Source organism: Pseudomonas arcuscaelestis (assembly GCF_016881005.1).
Classification (GTDB): Bacteria; Pseudomonadota; Gammaproteobacteria; order Pseudomonadales; family Pseudomonadaceae; genus Aquipseudomonas; species Aquipseudomonas arcuscaelestis.
In genome coordinates this window covers 111176-126349 of the sequence record NZ_JACOPV010000014.1, presented here as the reverse complement: position 1 = coordinate 126349, position 15174 = coordinate 111176, and the positions used below count along the sequence as shown (strand labels likewise).

16 protein-coding genes are annotated in these 15174 nt (G+C 58.7%); 11 read left to right on the top strand and 5 right to left on the bottom strand.

The window, feature by feature from the left end:
* Nucleotides 1–68: 68 nt before the first annotated feature.
* Nucleotides 69–650 carry an acyl carrier protein phosphodiesterase gene (locus tag H8F21_RS21395; RefSeq protein ID WP_203478254.1) on the top strand — a complete coding sequence of 194 codons (582 nt, stop codon included), beginning with the start codon at nt 69–71 and terminating at the stop codon, nt 648–650.
* Here H8F21_RS21395 and H8F21_RS21390 read toward each other — a convergent pair.
* Nucleotides 647–1435 carry a lysophospholipid acyltransferase family protein gene (locus tag H8F21_RS21390; RefSeq protein WP_203585274.1) on the bottom strand — a complete coding sequence of 263 codons (789 nt, stop codon included), beginning with the start codon at nt 1433–1435 and terminating at the stop codon, nt 647–649. The genes H8F21_RS21395 and H8F21_RS21390 overlap by 4 nt on opposite strands.
* Entirely contained in the window at nt 1435–2190 is a 756-nt protein-coding gene (olsB, locus tag H8F21_RS21385; RefSeq protein ID WP_203478237.1) for an L-ornithine N(alpha)-acyltransferase, read from the bottom strand. Before olsB ends, H8F21_RS21390 begins: the two co-directional genes overlap by 1 nt.
* A 133-nt stretch (nt 2191–2323) precedes the next feature.
* On the opposite strand from olsB, the gene H8F21_RS21380 reads away from it, so the two are divergent.
* The 5 genes from H8F21_RS21380 to H8F21_RS21360 are packed head-to-tail and all read left to right on the top strand — an operon-like array spanning nt 2324 to nt 6434.
* Nucleotides 2324–3211, top strand: coding sequence for an acyl-CoA dehydrogenase middle domain-containing protein (locus H8F21_RS21380; RefSeq protein ID WP_203478235.1), 888 nt, complete (start codon nt 2324–2326; stop codon nt 3209–3211).
* Between the two features lie 43 nt (nt 3212–3254).
* Nucleotides 3255–4355 carry a serine hydrolase domain-containing protein gene (locus tag H8F21_RS21375; RefSeq protein WP_203585273.1) on the top strand — a complete coding sequence of 367 codons (1101 nt, stop codon included), beginning with the start codon at nt 3255–3257 and terminating at the stop codon, nt 4353–4355.
* A complete protein-coding gene (locus H8F21_RS21370; protein ID WP_203478229.1) occupies nt 4352–4648 on the top strand; it encodes an amidase in 297 nt (98 codons plus the stop codon). The genes H8F21_RS21375 and H8F21_RS21370 overlap by 4 nt, the downstream gene beginning before the upstream one ends.
* 45 nt (nt 4649–4693) lie before the next feature.
* On the top strand, nt 4694–5275 hold the full coding sequence (locus H8F21_RS21365; RefSeq protein ID WP_203478219.1) for a YceI family protein: 582 nt from the start codon (nt 4694–4696) through the stop codon (nt 5273–5275).
* A gap of 1 nt (nt 5276) precedes the next feature.
* The gene (locus H8F21_RS21360) at nt 5277–6434 is read left to right on the top strand and encodes a phospholipase D-like domain-containing protein (RefSeq protein ID WP_203585272.1); all 1158 of its coding nucleotides are present in this window, start codon (nt 5277–5279) and stop codon (nt 6432–6434) included.
* Nucleotides 6435–6760: 326 nt separating this feature from the next.
* On the opposite strand, the gene H8F21_RS21355 is transcribed toward H8F21_RS21360, so the two are convergent.
* Nucleotides 6761–8284: a fumarate hydratase gene (locus H8F21_RS21355; protein ID WP_136474742.1), complete on the bottom strand. Its 1524-nt coding sequence runs from the start codon at nt 8282–8284 to the stop codon at nt 6761–6763.
* Between the two features lie 253 nt (nt 8285–8537).
* Between H8F21_RS21355 and H8F21_RS21350 the strand changes: the two genes are divergently transcribed.
* Nucleotides 8538–9476 (top strand): iron-sulfur-binding ferredoxin reductase, encoded by a 939-nt coding sequence (locus H8F21_RS21350; RefSeq protein WP_203543558.1) that lies wholly within the window; start codon nt 8538–8540, stop codon nt 9474–9476.
* Nucleotides 9477–9520: 44 nt separating this feature from the next.
* Here the strand turns inward: H8F21_RS21350 and pyk are convergent, their stop codons facing one another.
* On the bottom strand, nt 9521–10972 hold the full coding sequence (pyk, locus tag H8F21_RS21345) for a pyruvate kinase (protein ID WP_136474744.1): 1452 nt from the start codon (nt 10970–10972) through the stop codon (nt 9521–9523).
* Nucleotides 10973–11192: 220 nt separating this feature from the next.
* Between pyk and H8F21_RS21340 the strand changes: the two genes are divergently transcribed.
* From H8F21_RS21340 to sbcB, 3 genes are all read left to right on the top strand, one after another.
* Nucleotides 11193–11579 carry a tetratricopeptide repeat protein gene (locus tag H8F21_RS21340; RefSeq protein WP_203585271.1) on the top strand — a complete coding sequence of 129 codons (387 nt, stop codon included), beginning with the start codon at nt 11193–11195 and terminating at the stop codon, nt 11577–11579.
* A gap of 125 nt (nt 11580–11704) precedes the next feature.
* A complete protein-coding gene (locus tag H8F21_RS21335) occupies nt 11705–12064 on the top strand; it encodes a PilZ domain-containing protein (protein WP_203478208.1) in 360 nt (119 codons plus the stop codon).
* Nucleotides 12065–12125: 61 nt separating this feature from the next.
* Nucleotides 12126–13556, top strand: a complete 1431-nt coding sequence (sbcB, locus tag H8F21_RS21330) for an exodeoxyribonuclease I (RefSeq protein WP_203585270.1) — start codon at nt 12126–12128, stop codon at nt 13554–13556.
* A gap of 76 nt (nt 13557–13632) precedes the next feature.
* On the opposite strand, the gene mvaT is transcribed toward sbcB, so the two are convergent.
* Nucleotides 13633–14010: a histone-like nucleoid-structuring protein MvaT gene (mvaT, locus tag H8F21_RS21325; RefSeq protein WP_136474748.1), complete on the bottom strand. Its 378-nt coding sequence runs from the start codon at nt 14008–14010 to the stop codon at nt 13633–13635.
* Nucleotides 14011–14322: 312 nt separating this feature from the next.
* Between mvaT and purU the strand changes: the two genes are divergently transcribed.
* Entirely contained in the window at nt 14323–15174 is an 852-nt protein-coding gene (purU, locus tag H8F21_RS21320; RefSeq protein ID WP_136474749.1) for a formyltetrahydrofolate deformylase, read from the top strand.

Genomic DNA, 15174 nt, shown 5'->3' with positions numbered 1-15174 from the left:
CTTAGCTCAGCTTGAATCGCTATATCGGGTTATAACGATATGGTGGGCACTGGTGCTAAACTGCGCGCATGAACTATCTCGCACACCTACATCTGGGCGGCCAGCAGCCCGAGCAGTTGCTCGGCAGCCTTTATGGCGATTTTGTCAAAGGGCCGTTGGCCGGGCGCTTTTCTGTTTCCTTGGAAGCGGCTATTCGCTTGCACCGGCAGATTGATGTATTCACCGACAGTCATCCCTTGGTACTGCAGTCGCTTGGGCGCTTTCCCCGGGAACGGCGACGGTATGCCGGGATCATCCTTGACGTGTTCTTCGATCATTGTCTGGCGTTGCACTGGCACGACTATGCCGAGCAGCCGTTGGAGCAATTTACCGGCAACGTCTATCAAGTACTGGCAGCGCAAGCGGATTTACCCGGGCGGCTGGCACAGATCGCGCCGTATATGGCGGCGGACGATTGGCTGGGGTCATATCGTGAATTTGCGGTGCTGGAGCAGGTGTTTCGCGGTATCGCTCGGCGCCTGTCTCGCCCGGAGGGCATGGACGGGGCGCTGGAAGAGGTGGACGCGCTGTATGCACCCTTGATGGATGACTTTCGAAGCTTTTACCCCGAGCTACAAGCCTTCGCCGGCAAGGCCCTGTCGCAACGTTAGGCCGCCTTGGCCCGGCGTGGCGTATGGACCGCTGGCTGATCGGTGCCAAACAATGCGGTTTGAATAGCCTGCTGGGCCTTGAACGCCAGCGCAGCACGTTCTTCGCCGCTACTGGCTATCGGCTTTAGCAGGTGGATTTCCACTTCGGCGCACTCATGCTTGAACAAGCGCATCAGGTGCGAAAGCAGATCATCATCGCCAACGAACGGGGCGATCGGGTCGACTTGGCCATCGCGAAGGTAACGCAACGCTACCGGTTGCAGCGGTACTTGGGTGTTGATGGCACTGGCTAACAGGCGGCCATGGAAGGTACGCAGGCTGCGCCCATCCGTGGTGGTGCCCTCCGGGAATATCAACAATGCGCAGTCGTGTTGCAGATGTTGGCTGATTTGGCTGCGCAACAATTGGCTGTCACTGCCACCGCGGCGGATGAACAGGGTCCCGGCCTTGAGCGCCAGCCATCCCGCTACTGGCCAGGTGCGAACTTCCGCTTTAGACAGGAATGACAACGGGGTGAGCATGCCGAGTAGGGGGATATCGGTCCAGGACACATGGTTGCTGACCCAGAGCATCGGTTGTTGTGGCAATTGGCCGAGCACCCGCACCTTGAAGGGCAGGGCATTGCTCAGCGTGCGCATGAACAGTTGTGACCAGCGCTGACGGCGTTCAGCCGAGGCTGGGATGCGCAGGTGTTCGTAGACGGTGAATAACGCGGCCATTCCTAAACCGAACATCACCACCAGCAACACCCGCAGCATGCGTGCGACGACGCGCAGGCGCTGCATCACACCGCTGCCTTGAAGTGGCGGGCATAACGCGGGCATAGCTCATCGCGTTTGAGCAGAATGAACACATCGGCGACCTGGAAGTCTTCATCCCAGCAGGGCTCGCCGCAAATCTTCGCCCCCAGGCGCATGTAGGCTTTGAGCAGTGGCGGCATTTCGGCGATGACGTTCCCGGGTAATGCCAGGCTTGGCAGCGGATTCTTCGGTTCGGCGCGCAGGTTTTCAGTGCACAGGTGGCGTTCGCGCAGGCGCTGCATGATCGCGTGGGCTTGCACACCGCCATCCTGCATGGGAATGCTGGCGCAACCCATCAGGTAGCTGTAGCGCCCCTCATTGAGCACTTCAGCCAATTCGGCCCAGAGCACGGCGATGGTGCCGCCGTTGCGGTAGGCAGGGTCGACGCAGGTGCGACCGAGTTCCAGTATGGGTCCTTGCAGGTGGCCAAGACCATGCAGGCTGAATTCTTCTTCGCTGTAGAAGCGCCCCAGGCTGTTGGCCGCCTGATGGTCGAGCAGGCGAGTGGTGGCAACCAAACGACCGCTGATGAGATCGCGCACACCGATGTGGCGGCAATGAATGTCGTAGTCATCCATGTCCAGACCCAACTCGGCACCCTTGAGCTTGGCGTTGAATTCACCGCTGAAAACGTTGAAACGAAGCGTTTGTGCTTCCTGCAGGGCCGTTGGCCCGACCAGGCGTTCGGCTTGTAGACGGCGTTCAGTGCTGTTGTCGCTAGTGCGAGCGATCCGAGTCATTACGAGTCTCCATAAGCCAGCCATGGGGTTGCGGCCGGTCGGCTTTGTTGTGCAAGCTCAGCCTAGGTAGACGCAGTGTCACCGCCATGAACCTTTGGTGATGCTTGTATGACAGCCCTCAAGGAGCGCTTCGATGACCTGGCTGCAACGACTCAACGACCGACAGCGACATCACTGTTCTGACAACCTGGCCGATAGCTACAGCAGTTTGCTGGCGCGGCTAGGAGCGGTCAGTCCGTTTGAATTGGCCGTGTTGGGGGCGCGCGCCATGCCAACTCCGGGACTGGCCTTTCTGCTCGGTTATCAGGCGGCCTTGCGCGTGCTTTGGCCCAGCGCCCCGGCGAGCCTCGGTGCCTTGTGTGCCAGCGAGCGACGCAGCGTACGGCCGGCGGATATGCAAGTACGCCTGGATGATCTGCGTCTGAGCGGCAGCAAGGACTTCGTCACTGCCGGGCTGGACGCCGAGTGGCTGCTGGTCGCTGCACGCAGCGAGGTCTCTGGCGAGTCACCGCAAGTGAGCCTGGCAGTGGTCTATCCGGGTGAGCCGGGCGTGCGCCTTGAGCCGCTGCCCGCTTTACCCTTGATGCCGGAAGTGGGGCATGCCCGCCTGCACCTGGATCAAGCCTTGTGTGAGCGCTTGGCGGGGGACGGCTGGGACGCTTATGTCAAACCCTTCCGCACCCTTGAAGACCTCTATGTACTCAGCGCCCTGTGCGCCTGGCTGTATGGCGTGGGACAAGACAACGGTTGGCCGCAAGCTTTGCAATTACGTCTTATCGGTCTGCTCGGTGGCTGCGCCGAGGGCAGCCGACAATGCGCCGACGCTACGGCATGCCATTTGTTGCTGGGCGGATTGTTCGCCCAATTCGCCGCGCTCAAGGATGAGATCAACCAGGCCCTGAGCCTATCGACAGGGGAATGGGCTGCGCTGTGGCAGCGTGACCAGGGGTTACTGGAAATCGCTAGCGCCGCGCGGGCCAAGCGCTTGGCCAAAGCCTGGGCTAGCGCCGGGTTGTCATGAATACAAGCTAGTCTCAGCAGTCCCAGGTCTTGAGTGACGCCGCATGTACAAAACGCTGTTGGCTGTGACGCTCAGCCTGTTTCTCACCAGTCACCGGGCGTTTGCCCAGGAAGTCTGGCCCAGCCCTGACTGGAGCGTGGCGGATGACTCCAGCAGTACGCGCTGGCGAGACGTTCAGGCCTATGCGTTTGCCGCGCGTGACGACAGTCATCGTGAAGGTGTGCGTACCGATGCTTTGGTGGTAGTCAAGAAGGGGCGCATTGTTTACGAGCACTATGGCGCGCCAACCACCGCCAATACCCCGCACCTGACCTGGTCCATCAGTAAAAGCGTGTTGGCTACGGTACTGGGCGTTGCGTACGGTGAGGGCCGTTTTCGCCTCAACGACCCGGTGGCTCGGTTTTATCCGCCGATGCAGGCCCACCCTCATGTTCGGCTGGAGGATCTGCTGCATTGGGCCAGTGGCCTGAATTGGCAGGAAAACTACGAATACGCACCGCTGCATTCATCGGTGGTGGCGATGCTCTATACCCGTGGGCGCAGTGACATGGCCGCCTTCACCGCCGCTCGACCCGCAGCCCAAACGCCAGGCCAACGCTTTCTCTATTCCAGTGGTGACAGCAATCTGTTAGCTGCAGCCCTGCGTACAATGCTACCGCCTGGGCATTACGCATCGTACCCCTGGGAAGCTCTGTTCACGCCGCTGGGGATTGAATCAGCCGTGTGGGAGAAAGATCCCAGCGGCACATTTGTCGGTTCATCCTATCTGTATATGAATGCACGCGACCTGGCGCGGATCGGCTTGCTGATGCTGCAAAACGGGCGCTGGCAAGCGCGGCAGGTTGTGCCCCAGGAATGGGTTGCCTTCAATCGCAAGCTGTTCGACAAGGCAGTCGCCGAACCTGGAGAAGCCAATCCTGGCGGGCACTGGTGGCTCAACCAGCCGCTGCCCGGCGGCGCACGGCCCTGGCCGGATGTGCCGGCCGACACCTTCGCGGCCTTGGGTCATTGGGGCCAGGCGCTGTATGTGCTACCGCAGGAGCAGATTGTCGTGGTGCGTTACGCCGATGATCGCGATGGCCGCTTTCAACACAACGAGTTGCTTAAGCGGGTGTTGGCTGCACAGGCCGAGGGGCAACCATGAAGCGCTTGTGGCTGCTGCTCGTGTTGCTCGTTGTGGCCTGGGGGTGGCACGAGCGTCAGGCCTTGGCGGATTTCCCCGGGATTCTCAGCGCCTATTCTGCCAAGGAGTACTGCTCCTGTCGGTTCGTCATGGGTTTCGATACGCCTTACTGCCAGGCCTACGTGCGCCAGTATCTGCCCTTGAGCCGACTTGAGGAAAACACCCAGGCTCGCCAGGTCACTGCTGTGGGGCTCGGCGTTGAACGTCGTGCACTGTGGCGCGGTACCCGCGAAGGCTGCAGCTTGCTGCCGTGAGGGCAGCCGGGTAATGTTGACGACCTCAGTGTTACAGGATCTCTCATGTTCTCTTTGCCTCGTCTGCTACTTGCCCTGCTTGCTGTCGTGAGCCTCTCGGCCAATGCCAATTGGCACCTGGATGGCGAGTCTTCGCGCCTGTCCTTTATCTCCAGCAAAAATGGCGATACCGCCGAAGTTCACCGCTTTTTGGTGTTGCACGGCAAAGTCGACCGTAAGGGCGCCGCCGAGCTGATGATCGAAATGGACTCCAACAACAGTGGCGTGCCATTGCGTGATGAGCGTATGCGTAAGGATTTGTTCGACTATGCGCGCTTCCCGGAAGCCAAGGTCAGGGCCCAGATCGATCTGCGTCCGATCAACGACCTGGCCAATGGCGCTCAGGTCGAGTTGCGCATGCCGTTGACGGTCGAGCTGCATGGCAAGGAACACAGTTACAACGCCTTGTTGCTGGCCACACGCCTGGACGAGCGGCGTTTTCAGGTGGTGACCCTGGAGCCCTTGATGCTACGCGCCGAAGACTTCGATTTGCTCCCAGGCGTGGAGACGCTGCGTAAACTGGCGGGGCTCAAATCGATCAGCCCGTCAGTGCCGGTTAATGCGGTCCTGATCTTCACGGCGCGCTGACATGGCCGGACCGGTCTTCCCTTGGCGAGATGGCAACCGGTTCGAATTATTGATCGATGGCCCTGCGTTTTTTCCGCGCATGCTTACAGCCATCGTACGTGCTGAGCAGCAGGTCGATCTGGAGCTGTACCTGGTAGAGGCGGGTGCCTGCGCCGAGGCCATGGTCCAGGCGTTGATCCAGGCGGCTGAACGCGGCGTGCAAGTGCGCTGCCTGTTCGATGACTATGGGGCGCTGGCCTTCACCTTGAATTTACGTAAGCGCCTGATTGCGGCGGGGGTCGAGTTACGCTGGTATAACCGTCTGAGCTGGCGCCGGGGCGTGCGCAATCTCTACCGGGATCACCGAAAATTGCTGCTGGTCGATCAATCCTGGGCGGTTGTTGGCGGTACCGGTGTTACAGATCAATTCTGGGTGCCGGAACAAGATACCAGCGAGTGGCATGAGGTGATGGTGCAGATGCAGGGGCCGTTGGTGGCCGACTGGCAAATGCTCTTCGATCGCCAATGGCGCGCCAACCTGCGCCGCACGGCCTGGCGACCACCCACGCACTTCGGCCTGCCGCGCCTGCCTCATGTGCCTGATCGTGGCGAGGGTATGGGCCGCGTAGCTTATGCCGATGCCCGCCAGCATCGGGACATTCTGCAATCGCTGGTGCGTGCATTGAACAGCGGTCAAAAGCGTATCTGGCTGGCTACGCCCTACTTCTTGCCGACATGGAAAGTACGTCGCTCCCTGCGACGGGCTGCCGCTAACGGTATCGATGTGCGGCTGCTATTGACCGGCCCACGTACCGATCATCCGTCGGTGCGTTATGCCGGCCATCGTTATTACCCGAGATTGTTACGTGCAGGGGTGAAAATCTACGAATACCAGCCGTGCTTCTTGCACCTGAAAATGGTGCTGGTGGACGACTGGGTGAGTATCGGCTCGTGCAACTTCGATCATTGGAATCTGCGATTCAATCTCGAGGCCAATGTCGAGGCACTTGATCCGCCGCTGACGGCTGCGGTAGCAGCGAGTTTCGAGCGTGACTTTGCGCAAAGCCTGTGTATTGATTTCGCCCATTGGCATGCGCGACCGTTGTGGAAGCGCTTGCAGCAGCGGGTATGGGGGTGGTTGGACCGGTTGGTGGTTAACTTGCTGGATCGGCGTAACTAACCTCGGTGGATTTATATAGCGGGCCAAACGTTACTGACGCATTCAGTGTGTATCCATGCGAGATGAGCTTCACCGCATGCAGCTGGGCGATCTTGGGTTTGCTGCATGGCACGTGGCTAAATCATCCGGGTAACCTGCCTGGTTTTCTCGCCGATTTGCAGGCATCAGCGGCGCAATACGTCTTACCCCATCGGCGACCTGATCGATGGTTTCCTAGAGCGGTCAAGCACCGGCCAGCAAAATACCCGACCCGAAAATGAAAATGCCAGTCAGCTTAACTGACTGGCATTAGGCATTTGCCGGGCTTTTTCACCACAAGTTGCGAATTACTTCACCTCAACCGCCAGACTTTCGGCGATTTTACTCTGCCACAGTGCAGGCCCGGTGATGTGCACCGACTCACCATTGCTGTCGACCGCAACGGTAACGGGCATGTCCTTGACATCGAACTCGTAGATCGCTTCCATTCCCAGTTCGGCGAATGCCAGTACCTTGGACTTCTTGATCGCCTGGGCCACCAAGTAAGCGGCACCACCGACAGCCATCAAGTAAACGGCTTTGTTGTCCTTGATCGCTTCGATGGCGGTAGGGCCACGCTCGGACTTGCCGATCATGCCCAGCAGGCCGGTTTGCTCAAGAATCTGACGCGTGAACTTGTCCATCCGCGTAGCGGTAGTTGGGCCGGCAGGGCCAACCACTTCTTCGCGTACCGGATCAACCGGGCCCACGTAGTAGATGAAACGCCCCTTGAGGTCGACCGGCAGCTCTTCGCCACGGTTGAGCATTTCAACCATGCGCTTGTGCGCAGCGTCACGACCGGTGAGCATCTTGCCGTTGAGCAGGATGGTCTCGCCCGGCTTCCAGCTTTGCACCTCTTCCGGCGTCAGGGTGTCGAGGTTGACACGGCGGGCCGATGGGCCAGCTTCCCAGACGATTTCTGGGTAGGCATCCAGCGATGGCGCCTCAAGATCAGCCGGGCCGGAACCGTCGAGCACGAAGTGGGCGTGACGGGTCGCTGCGCAGTTAGGGATCATGCAGACCGGCAGTGACGCGGCATGGGTTGGGTAATCCATGATCTTGACGTCGAGCACGGTGGTAAGACCGCCCAGGCCCTGGGCACCGATGCCCAGCTGGTTAACTTTCTCGAACAGCTCCAGGCGGATCTCTTCGATACGGTTTTGCGGACCACGGGCCTTGAGCTCGTGAATGTCGATGGATTCCATCAACACTTCCTTGGCCATCACTGCGGCCTTCTCGGCGGTACCGCCGATGCCGATGCCGAGCATACCCGGCGGGCACCAGCCAGCACCCATGGTCGGAACGGTCTTGAGCACCCAGTCGACGATCGAGTCGGACGGGTTGAGCATGGCCATTTTCGACTTGTTCTCGGAGCCGCCGCCTTTGGCCGCCACATCCACTTCTACGGTGTTACCCGGAACGATGGAGTAGTGGATGACCGCAGGGGTGTTGTCCTTGGTGTTCTTGCGAGCGCCTGCCGGGTCGGCAAGGATCGAGGCACGCAGGACGTTTTCCGGCAGGTTGTAGGCGCGACGCACGCCTTCGTTGATCATGTCGTCCAGGCTCATGGTGGCGCCATCCCAGCGCACATCCATACCGACGCGTACGAACACGGTGACGATACCGGTGTCCTGACAGATCGGGCGGTGGCCAGTGGCGCACATGCGCGAGTTGATCAGGATCTGCGCGATGGAGTCACGCGCAGCAGGCGACTCTTCACGCAGATAGGCCTCATGCATGGCCTGAATGAAGTCAACGGGGTGGTAATACGAAATGAACTGCAGGGCGTCGGCAACGCTCTGAATCAGGTCGTCTTGCTTGATCACGGTCATGCAGCGCGCTCCTCTTAAAGACGGGAACATTCAATAAGGTATTCCGACGCGGACAGGCCGAGGTGTCGAAACGACCTTTCACGGCGCGCCGACGGTCTGACTGGCGGCGCAAAAAGGCGCGGCAGTATAGCGCGCATCGGCCATTGGTTCACGTATCAGTGGTCTGACGAAGGTCGGTAACCGCTAGGCATCGTTTTTGCGTAACGCCTGTTTATGCATAAACTGACTGCCTTGAAGGTCCGGGAGACCATTGATGCCTGAATTGCGGGTGGGTGAGCAGCAGTGGACAGTGGCGTCGGGCAGCAATCTGCTCGATGCCCTCAACACTGCAGGTTTTTCAGTGCCGTACAGTTGCCGCGCTGGCAGTTGCCATGCATGTCTGGTGCGCTGCCTGCAAGGCCGGCCGCAGGATGCCCGGCCCGATGCCTTGAGCGCGGACCAACACCGCTTGGGTTGGCGCCTGTCCTGTCAATGTCGGGTCGAAGACGATTTGCAGGTTGCCCTGTTCGATCCGCATCAAGATGGTATCGGCGCAACGCTGATAGCGCACGATTGGTTGAGCCCGACGGTGTTGCGCCTGCGTCTGCAAGCGGAGCGAGCGTTGCGCTACCAGGCAGGTCAGCACCTGGTGTTGTGGAGTGCCAACGGCGTAGCTCGGCCTTATTCATTGGCCAGCCTGCCCGATGAAGAGCGCTTTTTGGAGTTTCATCTGGATTGTCGTCGGCCCGGTGCGTTCTGTGACGCAGCGCGCCAACTGCAGGTTGGGGACGCCTTGCGGCTTGGTGAGTTGCGCGGCGGCGCGTTGCATTACGACCCGGACTGGCAGGAGCGCGCGCTTTGGCTATTGGCTGCAGGTACGGGGTTGGCGCCGTTGTGGGGTATTTTGCGCGAAGCCCTGCGACAGGAACACCACGGACCGATTCGTCTGCTGCACCTGGCACATGATGGCGAGGAGCATTATCAGGCAAGTGCCTTGGCTGAGCTGGCGAACGATCACCCGCAACTGCAAGTGGAGTTGCTCACTGCCCAAGATGTGCCCCAGGCGTTGGCATCGATACGTTTGCAATCACGCCAGACGATTGCGCTGGCCTGCGGTTCTCCCGCCAGCGTCGAGCAGTTTTCCCGGCGACTGTTTCTGGCAGGGTTGCCGCGCAACCAGCTGTTTGCCGATATCTTCATCGGGCATGCATAAAAAAACCGCAGCTCAGGCTGCGGTTTTTTCGTTACCTGGCAGAATCAGACCAGCGAATCGCCAACATGCAGGATCTTCATGCCGTTGGTGCCACCGATGGTGTGGTAGCTGTCGCCTTTGGTCAGGATTACCCAGTCACCAGGCTCCACCAAACCACGCTTGAGCAGCTCATCGACCGCCGCCTGACTGACTTTCTCAGGTGCCAGGGCAGCTGGATCGAAAGCAATCGGGTAGACACCGCGGAACATCGAGGCACGAGCCTGGGTGGCGCGGTGTGGCGACAGGGCGAAGATCGGCACCGAGGAGCGCAGGCGCGACATGATCAGCGGGGTGTAGCCACTTTCGGTGAGGGCGATGATCGCCTTGACGCCAGGGAAGTGGTTGGCCGTGTACATGGCCGCCAGGGCGATGCTTTCGTCACAGCGCTCGAAGCGGGTGTGCAGACGGTGGCTGGACTTCTGGCTGGTAGGGTGCTTTTCAGCACCCTGGCAGATGCGCGCCATGGCCTGGACCGCTTCGATCGGGTAGGCGCCAGCAGCACTTTCGGCCGAGAGCATCACCGCGTCGGTGTTGTCGAGCACGGCGTTCGCCACGTCGGACACTTCAGCACGGGTTGGCATCGGGTTCTGGATCATCGACTCCATCATCTGCGTAGCAACGATGACGGCTTTGTTGTTGCGACGAGCGTGCTGGATGATTTTCTTCTGGATAGCGATCAGCTCGGCGTCGCCGATTTCCACACCCAGGTCACCACGCGCAACCATCACGGCGTCACTGGCAGCGATCAGGCCATCGAGGGTTTCGTCGTCCGCGACCGCTTCGGCGCGTTCGATCTTGGCTACCAGCCAGGCGCTACCGCCAGACTCGTCACGCAGGCGTCGGGCGTATTCCATGTCGCTGGCATCACGCGGGAAGGAAACGGCCAGGTAGTCCAGGTCCATTTCGGCTGCCAGCTTGATGTCGGCTTTGTCTTTTTCCGTCAGGGCCGGGGCGGTCAGGCCACCCCCTCTGCGGTTGATGCCTTTGTGGTCGGACAGCGGGCCACCGATCAGCACCGAGCAGTGCAGAGCATCGCTGGTGGCGGTTTCGACCCGCATCACCACGCGACCATCGTCGAGCAGCAACTCGTCACCGACGCCGCAGTCTTTGACCAGGTCTGGATAGTCGATACCGACGATATCCTGGGTGCCGTCCGTCAGCGGGTGAGCGGTAGAGAACGTAAAGCGATCACCGACTTTCAGTTCGATGCGCTTGTTGGTGAATTTGGCGATACGAATCTTCGGGCCTTGCAGGTCGCCGAGCAGTGCCACGTGGCGGCCCAGGCGTGCAGCGATCTCGCGAATCAGGCGAGCGCGAGCTTTGTGCTCATCGGGCGTGCCATGGGAGAAGTTCAGGCGAGCAACATCCAGACCGGCAAGAATCAGTTGTTCGATAACTTCCGGTGAGTTGCTGGCGGGGCCTAGGGTGGCGACGATTTTGGTACGGCGGATGGTCATGCACAGACTCCTATAGTGAAGCGCAGCGAAAGGCTACTCTGGAATTTCGCTGTAGTCATTGTTCCTTTGCACTACCTTGCCCGTTGGCAGGGGGGCGTTTGAACGGTGTTGTGGTGGTAGGCGCGATGGCGTGAGGGTATGCAACGAAGAGGGCAACAGGCCTTGCTGCTACAGATTTTTGGTTAAAGGTCGATAAACTGCGCAATACAGGAGATTCCCCATGCGAGCCTTGATCGTTATTGCCTTGGCGACCAGTGTCGTCGGCTGCACCCGTTGGTCGATGGACCATCATCTGAACAACGCCTACCGTGCCTATGACCGCGGCAACTGCGAGCAGGTCATGCTCGAGTTGTCGCAAGTAGACCGGACCAGCCGCGCACGGCCATTCATTCACCCCGAAGTGTCGATGCTGCGCGGCCAGTGCCTGGAACGCCAGAAGTTGTATGTTGATGCCGTGCAGACCTATCAGTACCTCATTGCGCGTTATCCGCAGAATGAGTACGCCTATCGCGCCCGTGCCCGCCTGCAGACCTTGGAGCAACTAGGGCACTTTCGCAGCGCCGAGGCCGCAACGACCCGACCGGTGGCCGCTACGCCTTGGCGTTAATACCAAAGTGCTCCGGGACGATTGTGACGCCAGAGTCAGGTTGCGCTAATCTTATGACTGAACCTTACACAAATCAGTAGCACTAGCGCGGCCCTGCTAAAGGGTCTCCGGCAGCGATTGCGATCATGTTTAACGAGCGCCGCATCGAGCGTCACCAGCTCCCTTATTTCCTCAAAGTCTTCAACCGTTTTACCGATCAGCCCATCGGCTACCTGGGTAACGTGTCCGAAGACGGCCTGATGTTGATCAGCCAGTTACCCATGCTGGTCGGTCCGGATTTCGAGTTGCAACTGAAAGTGATTGGCCGCACCGGTGGGGTCCACTTGATCAACCTGACCGCCAGCTGCCTGTGGTGCCATGAAGACGAGACTCCCGGCCACTACGATTCCGGTTTCATGCTGCTGCAGGCACCCGATGAATACCCCAAGCTGGTGCGCGCCCTGCGTAATTATTTCAGTTTCTACCCGTTAGGGGCTTCAGCCTGAGGCTGGCCGTGGCAAGAGAGTAGCCCTAGACTCTGGTCGACCCTATGTTCAGGACGACCCTGTGAGCACCAGCATTTTCTGGCACGACTACGAAACCACCGGTATCAATCCGCGCAATGACCGGCCGCTGCAAGTGGCCGGAGTTCGCACCGATCTCGACCTCAACGAGATAGAAGATCCGATCAATTTCTACTGCCAGCCCAGTGACGACATTCTGCCGCATCCGGCTGCCTGTCTGGTGACCGGCATCACGCCTGCGCAACTGGCCAGTCGCGGTTTGAGCGAAGCCGAATTCATGACGCGTGTGCATGCCGAGCTTTCTCGCCCGGGCACGTGCGGTGCCGGCTATAACAGTTTGCGTTTTGATGACGAAGTGACTCGCTACAGTCTTTACCGCAACTTCTTCGATCCGTATGCCCGCGAGTGGCAGGGCGGGAACAGCCGGTGGGACCTGATCGACGTGGTACGTGCCGCTTATGCGTTGCGACCGGATGGCATCGTCTGGCCCGAGCAAGAAGGACGCGTCAGCTTGCGCCTGGAATTGCTCACCGCAGCCAATGGTATTGATCATGGCCAGGCTCACGAGGCACTGAGCGATGTGCGCGCTACCATCGCGCTGGCGCGATTGATCCGAGAGAAACAACCTAAGCTGTATGACTGGTTGTTTCAATTGCGCAGTAAACAGAAAGTGCTGGACCAGATCCGCTTGCTGCAGCCGCTGGTACATATTTCCGGGCGTTTTTCTGCGGCACGTAATTACCTTGGCGTTGTCCTGCCGCTTGCCTGGCATCCACGTAATCGCAATGCCTTGATTGTCTGTGACCTGGGCATGGACCCGCAGCCCTTGTTGCAGGAGGACGGTGATTCTCTGCGCCAGCGCTTATACACGCGACGTGAAGATCTGACGCAGGGACAATTACCGGTACCGTTGAAGTTAGTGCACATCAACCGATGTCCGGTTGTTGCGCCACTGAATGTTTTGCGTGAGCAAGATAAGCAACGCCTGGATCTGGATATGTCCTTATTCCAAGCGCGGGCATCAAGCTTGATAGCGGCTGAAAGGACTTGGCAAGATAAGTTACAGAATCTTTACCGCGAGGAAGAATTTGCCCCGTGCGAAGATCCCGAGCAGCAGCTGTATGACGGATTTATTGGTGACCGTGACAGGCGTCTGTGCGAGCAAGTGCGAAATGCCGAGCCAAGGCAGTTAGGGCAGGGGCAGTGGATGTTTGATGATGAACGACTGTCCGAGTTGTTGTTTCGTTATCGGGCGCGCAATTTTATCGAGACCTTGAACGATGAAGAATTACAGCGCTGGCAGTTGTTCTGCAAGCAGCGTTTGAGCGACCCACAGTGGGGGGCACCCAATACGGTCGGGGATTTTGAACAGGCTGTAGAGGAGTGCTGGGACAGGGCTGACGCTGCGCAGCGTGAGTTGCTCGGGCAGTGGCGGGCGCACGTCCAAACGCTGAAGCTGCAGTTTGGTTTGTAAACACGGGACGAAAAAAAACGCCAGCGAGCTGGCGTTTTTTTTATGTCAGTGCAAACGAGGTTGCAGTGACCGGCTATTAACCCAGCAGGGTCGCCCAGCCTTCAACCACATCGCCACCCCACTTGGCTTTCCACTCTTTCAGGGTTTTGTGGTTGCCGCCTTTGGTTTCGATGACTTCACCGTTGTGCGGGTTTTTGTATTGCTTGACCTTGCGCGCGCGCTTGGTACCGGTGGTTTTAACAGCGCCGCGAGGTACTTTTACTGATTTTGCTTCTGGGTCGAGCAGCGCAATGATATCGCGCAGCGACTTCTGATACTCACCCATCAGAGTGCGCAGTTTACCTTCGAACTCCAGCTCTTTCTTCAGCTTGTCGTCGTTCGACAGGTTTGCCAGACGCGCTTGCAGTTCTTTGATGGCTTCTTCTGTAGCGCGGTATTCGTTGATCAGGGACATTTGAGGATCCTTGGAAATAGGGAAATCAGGGAGACAGTGGTCCAATAATAGTCAGAGCGTACTGCCAAGTAAACATTTAACTTGGTAATAAATGCGCAGGTGCTTAAATCAATCCAATAATTTGTATTAAGAAAAATTTACAAACTAAGACTTGCAGATAACACTCAACTTGTCGCCACACCGTTCGGTGCGCTGCTTCCGCCAGCCTCGGGCGCTGCAGATAAAGGCGACGGGTTGGACACATTCTCTACTGCAGTTTTTCCGGGCAATCGTTAGAATGAGCGCCTTTGCGAAGTATCTGGAGCCCCTTTCATGCAAACCTACCGGCTGGTGATTGCTTGCCCCGACCGCGTTGGCATCGTCGCCAAAGTCAGTAATTTCCTGGCGTCCTATAACGGCTGGATCAACGAAGCGAGCCATCACTCCGATGAGCAGAGCGGTTGGTTCTTCATGCGTCATGAAATTCGCGCACAAACGCTGCCATTTGGCATCGAGGCGTTTCGCGAAGCGTTTGCACCCATTGCCGAAGAATTCTCGATGGTCTGGCGTATAACCGACACCGATCAGAAGAAGCGCGTGGTGTTGATGGCCAGCCGCGAGTCTCATTGCCTGGCGGACTTGCTGCACCGTTGGCATGCAAAGGAACTGGATTGCGATATTCCTTGCGTGATTTCCAACCATAACGACCTGCGTAGCATGGTCGAATGGCATGGCATTCCGTTTTTTCACGTCCCGGTAGACCCGCAGGACAAGCAACCAGCGTTTGCTGAAGTTTCGCGCCTGGTCAAGGAGCACGCTGCGGATGTTGTGGTGCTGGCGCGCTACATGCAGATCCTGCCGCCGCAACTGTGCCAGGAGTATGCCCAGCAGGTGATCAACATTCACCACAGCTTCCTGCCATCATTTGTCGGTGCCAAGCCTTATCACCAAGCCTCGCTGCGTGGTGTGAAACTGATCGGTGCTACTTGCCACTATGTAACCGAAGAACTGGATGCCGGTCCGATCATCGAGCAGGACGTTGTACGCGTCAGCCACAGCGACAGCATCGAGGACATGGTTCGGTTCGGTCGTGACGTCGAGAAGATGGTGCTGGCCCGTGGCTTGCGCTATCACCTGGAGGACCGCGTACTGGTTCACGGTAATAAAACGGTGGTTTTCAACTAA

Coding starts and splice junctions, on each gene's coding strand:
- H8F21_RS21395 (WP_203478254.1), top strand. CDS start 69: ATGAACTATCTCGCACACCTACATCTGGGCGGCCAGCAGCCCGAGCAG.
- H8F21_RS21390 (WP_203585274.1), bottom strand. CDS start 1,435: ATGCAGCGCCTGCGCGTCGTCGCACGCATGCTGCGGGTGTTGCTGGTG.
- olsB (WP_203478237.1), bottom strand. CDS start 2,190: ATGACTCGGATCGCTCGCACTAGCGACAACAGCACTGAACGCCGTCTA.
- H8F21_RS21380 (WP_203478235.1), top strand. CDS start 2,324: ATGACCTGGCTGCAACGACTCAACGACCGACAGCGACATCACTGTTCT.
- H8F21_RS21375 (WP_203585273.1), top strand. CDS start 3,255: ATGTACAAAACGCTGTTGGCTGTGACGCTCAGCCTGTTTCTCACCAGT.
- H8F21_RS21370 (WP_203478229.1), top strand. CDS start 4,352: ATGAAGCGCTTGTGGCTGCTGCTCGTGTTGCTCGTTGTGGCCTGGGGG.
- H8F21_RS21365 (WP_203478219.1), top strand. CDS start 4,694: ATGTTCTCTTTGCCTCGTCTGCTACTTGCCCTGCTTGCTGTCGTGAGC.
- H8F21_RS21360 (WP_203585272.1), top strand. CDS start 5,277: ATGGCCGGACCGGTCTTCCCTTGGCGAGATGGCAACCGGTTCGAATTA.
- H8F21_RS21355 (WP_136474742.1), bottom strand. CDS start 8,284: ATGACCGTGATCAAGCAAGACGACCTGATTCAGAGCGTTGCCGACGCC.
- H8F21_RS21350 (WP_203543558.1), top strand. CDS start 8,538: ATGCCTGAATTGCGGGTGGGTGAGCAGCAGTGGACAGTGGCGTCGGGC.
- pyk (WP_136474744.1), bottom strand. CDS start 10,972: ATGACCATCCGCCGTACCAAAATCGTCGCCACCCTAGGCCCCGCCAGC.
- H8F21_RS21340 (WP_203585271.1), top strand. CDS start 11,193: ATGCGAGCCTTGATCGTTATTGCCTTGGCGACCAGTGTCGTCGGCTGC.
- H8F21_RS21335 (WP_203478208.1), top strand. CDS start 11,705: ATGTTTAACGAGCGCCGCATCGAGCGTCACCAGCTCCCTTATTTCCTC.
- mvaT (WP_136474748.1), bottom strand. CDS start 14,010: ATGTCCCTGATCAACGAATACCGCGCTACAGAAGAAGCCATCAAAGAA.
- purU (WP_136474749.1), top strand. CDS start 14,323: ATGCAAACCTACCGGCTGGTGATTGCTTGCCCCGACCGCGTTGGCATC.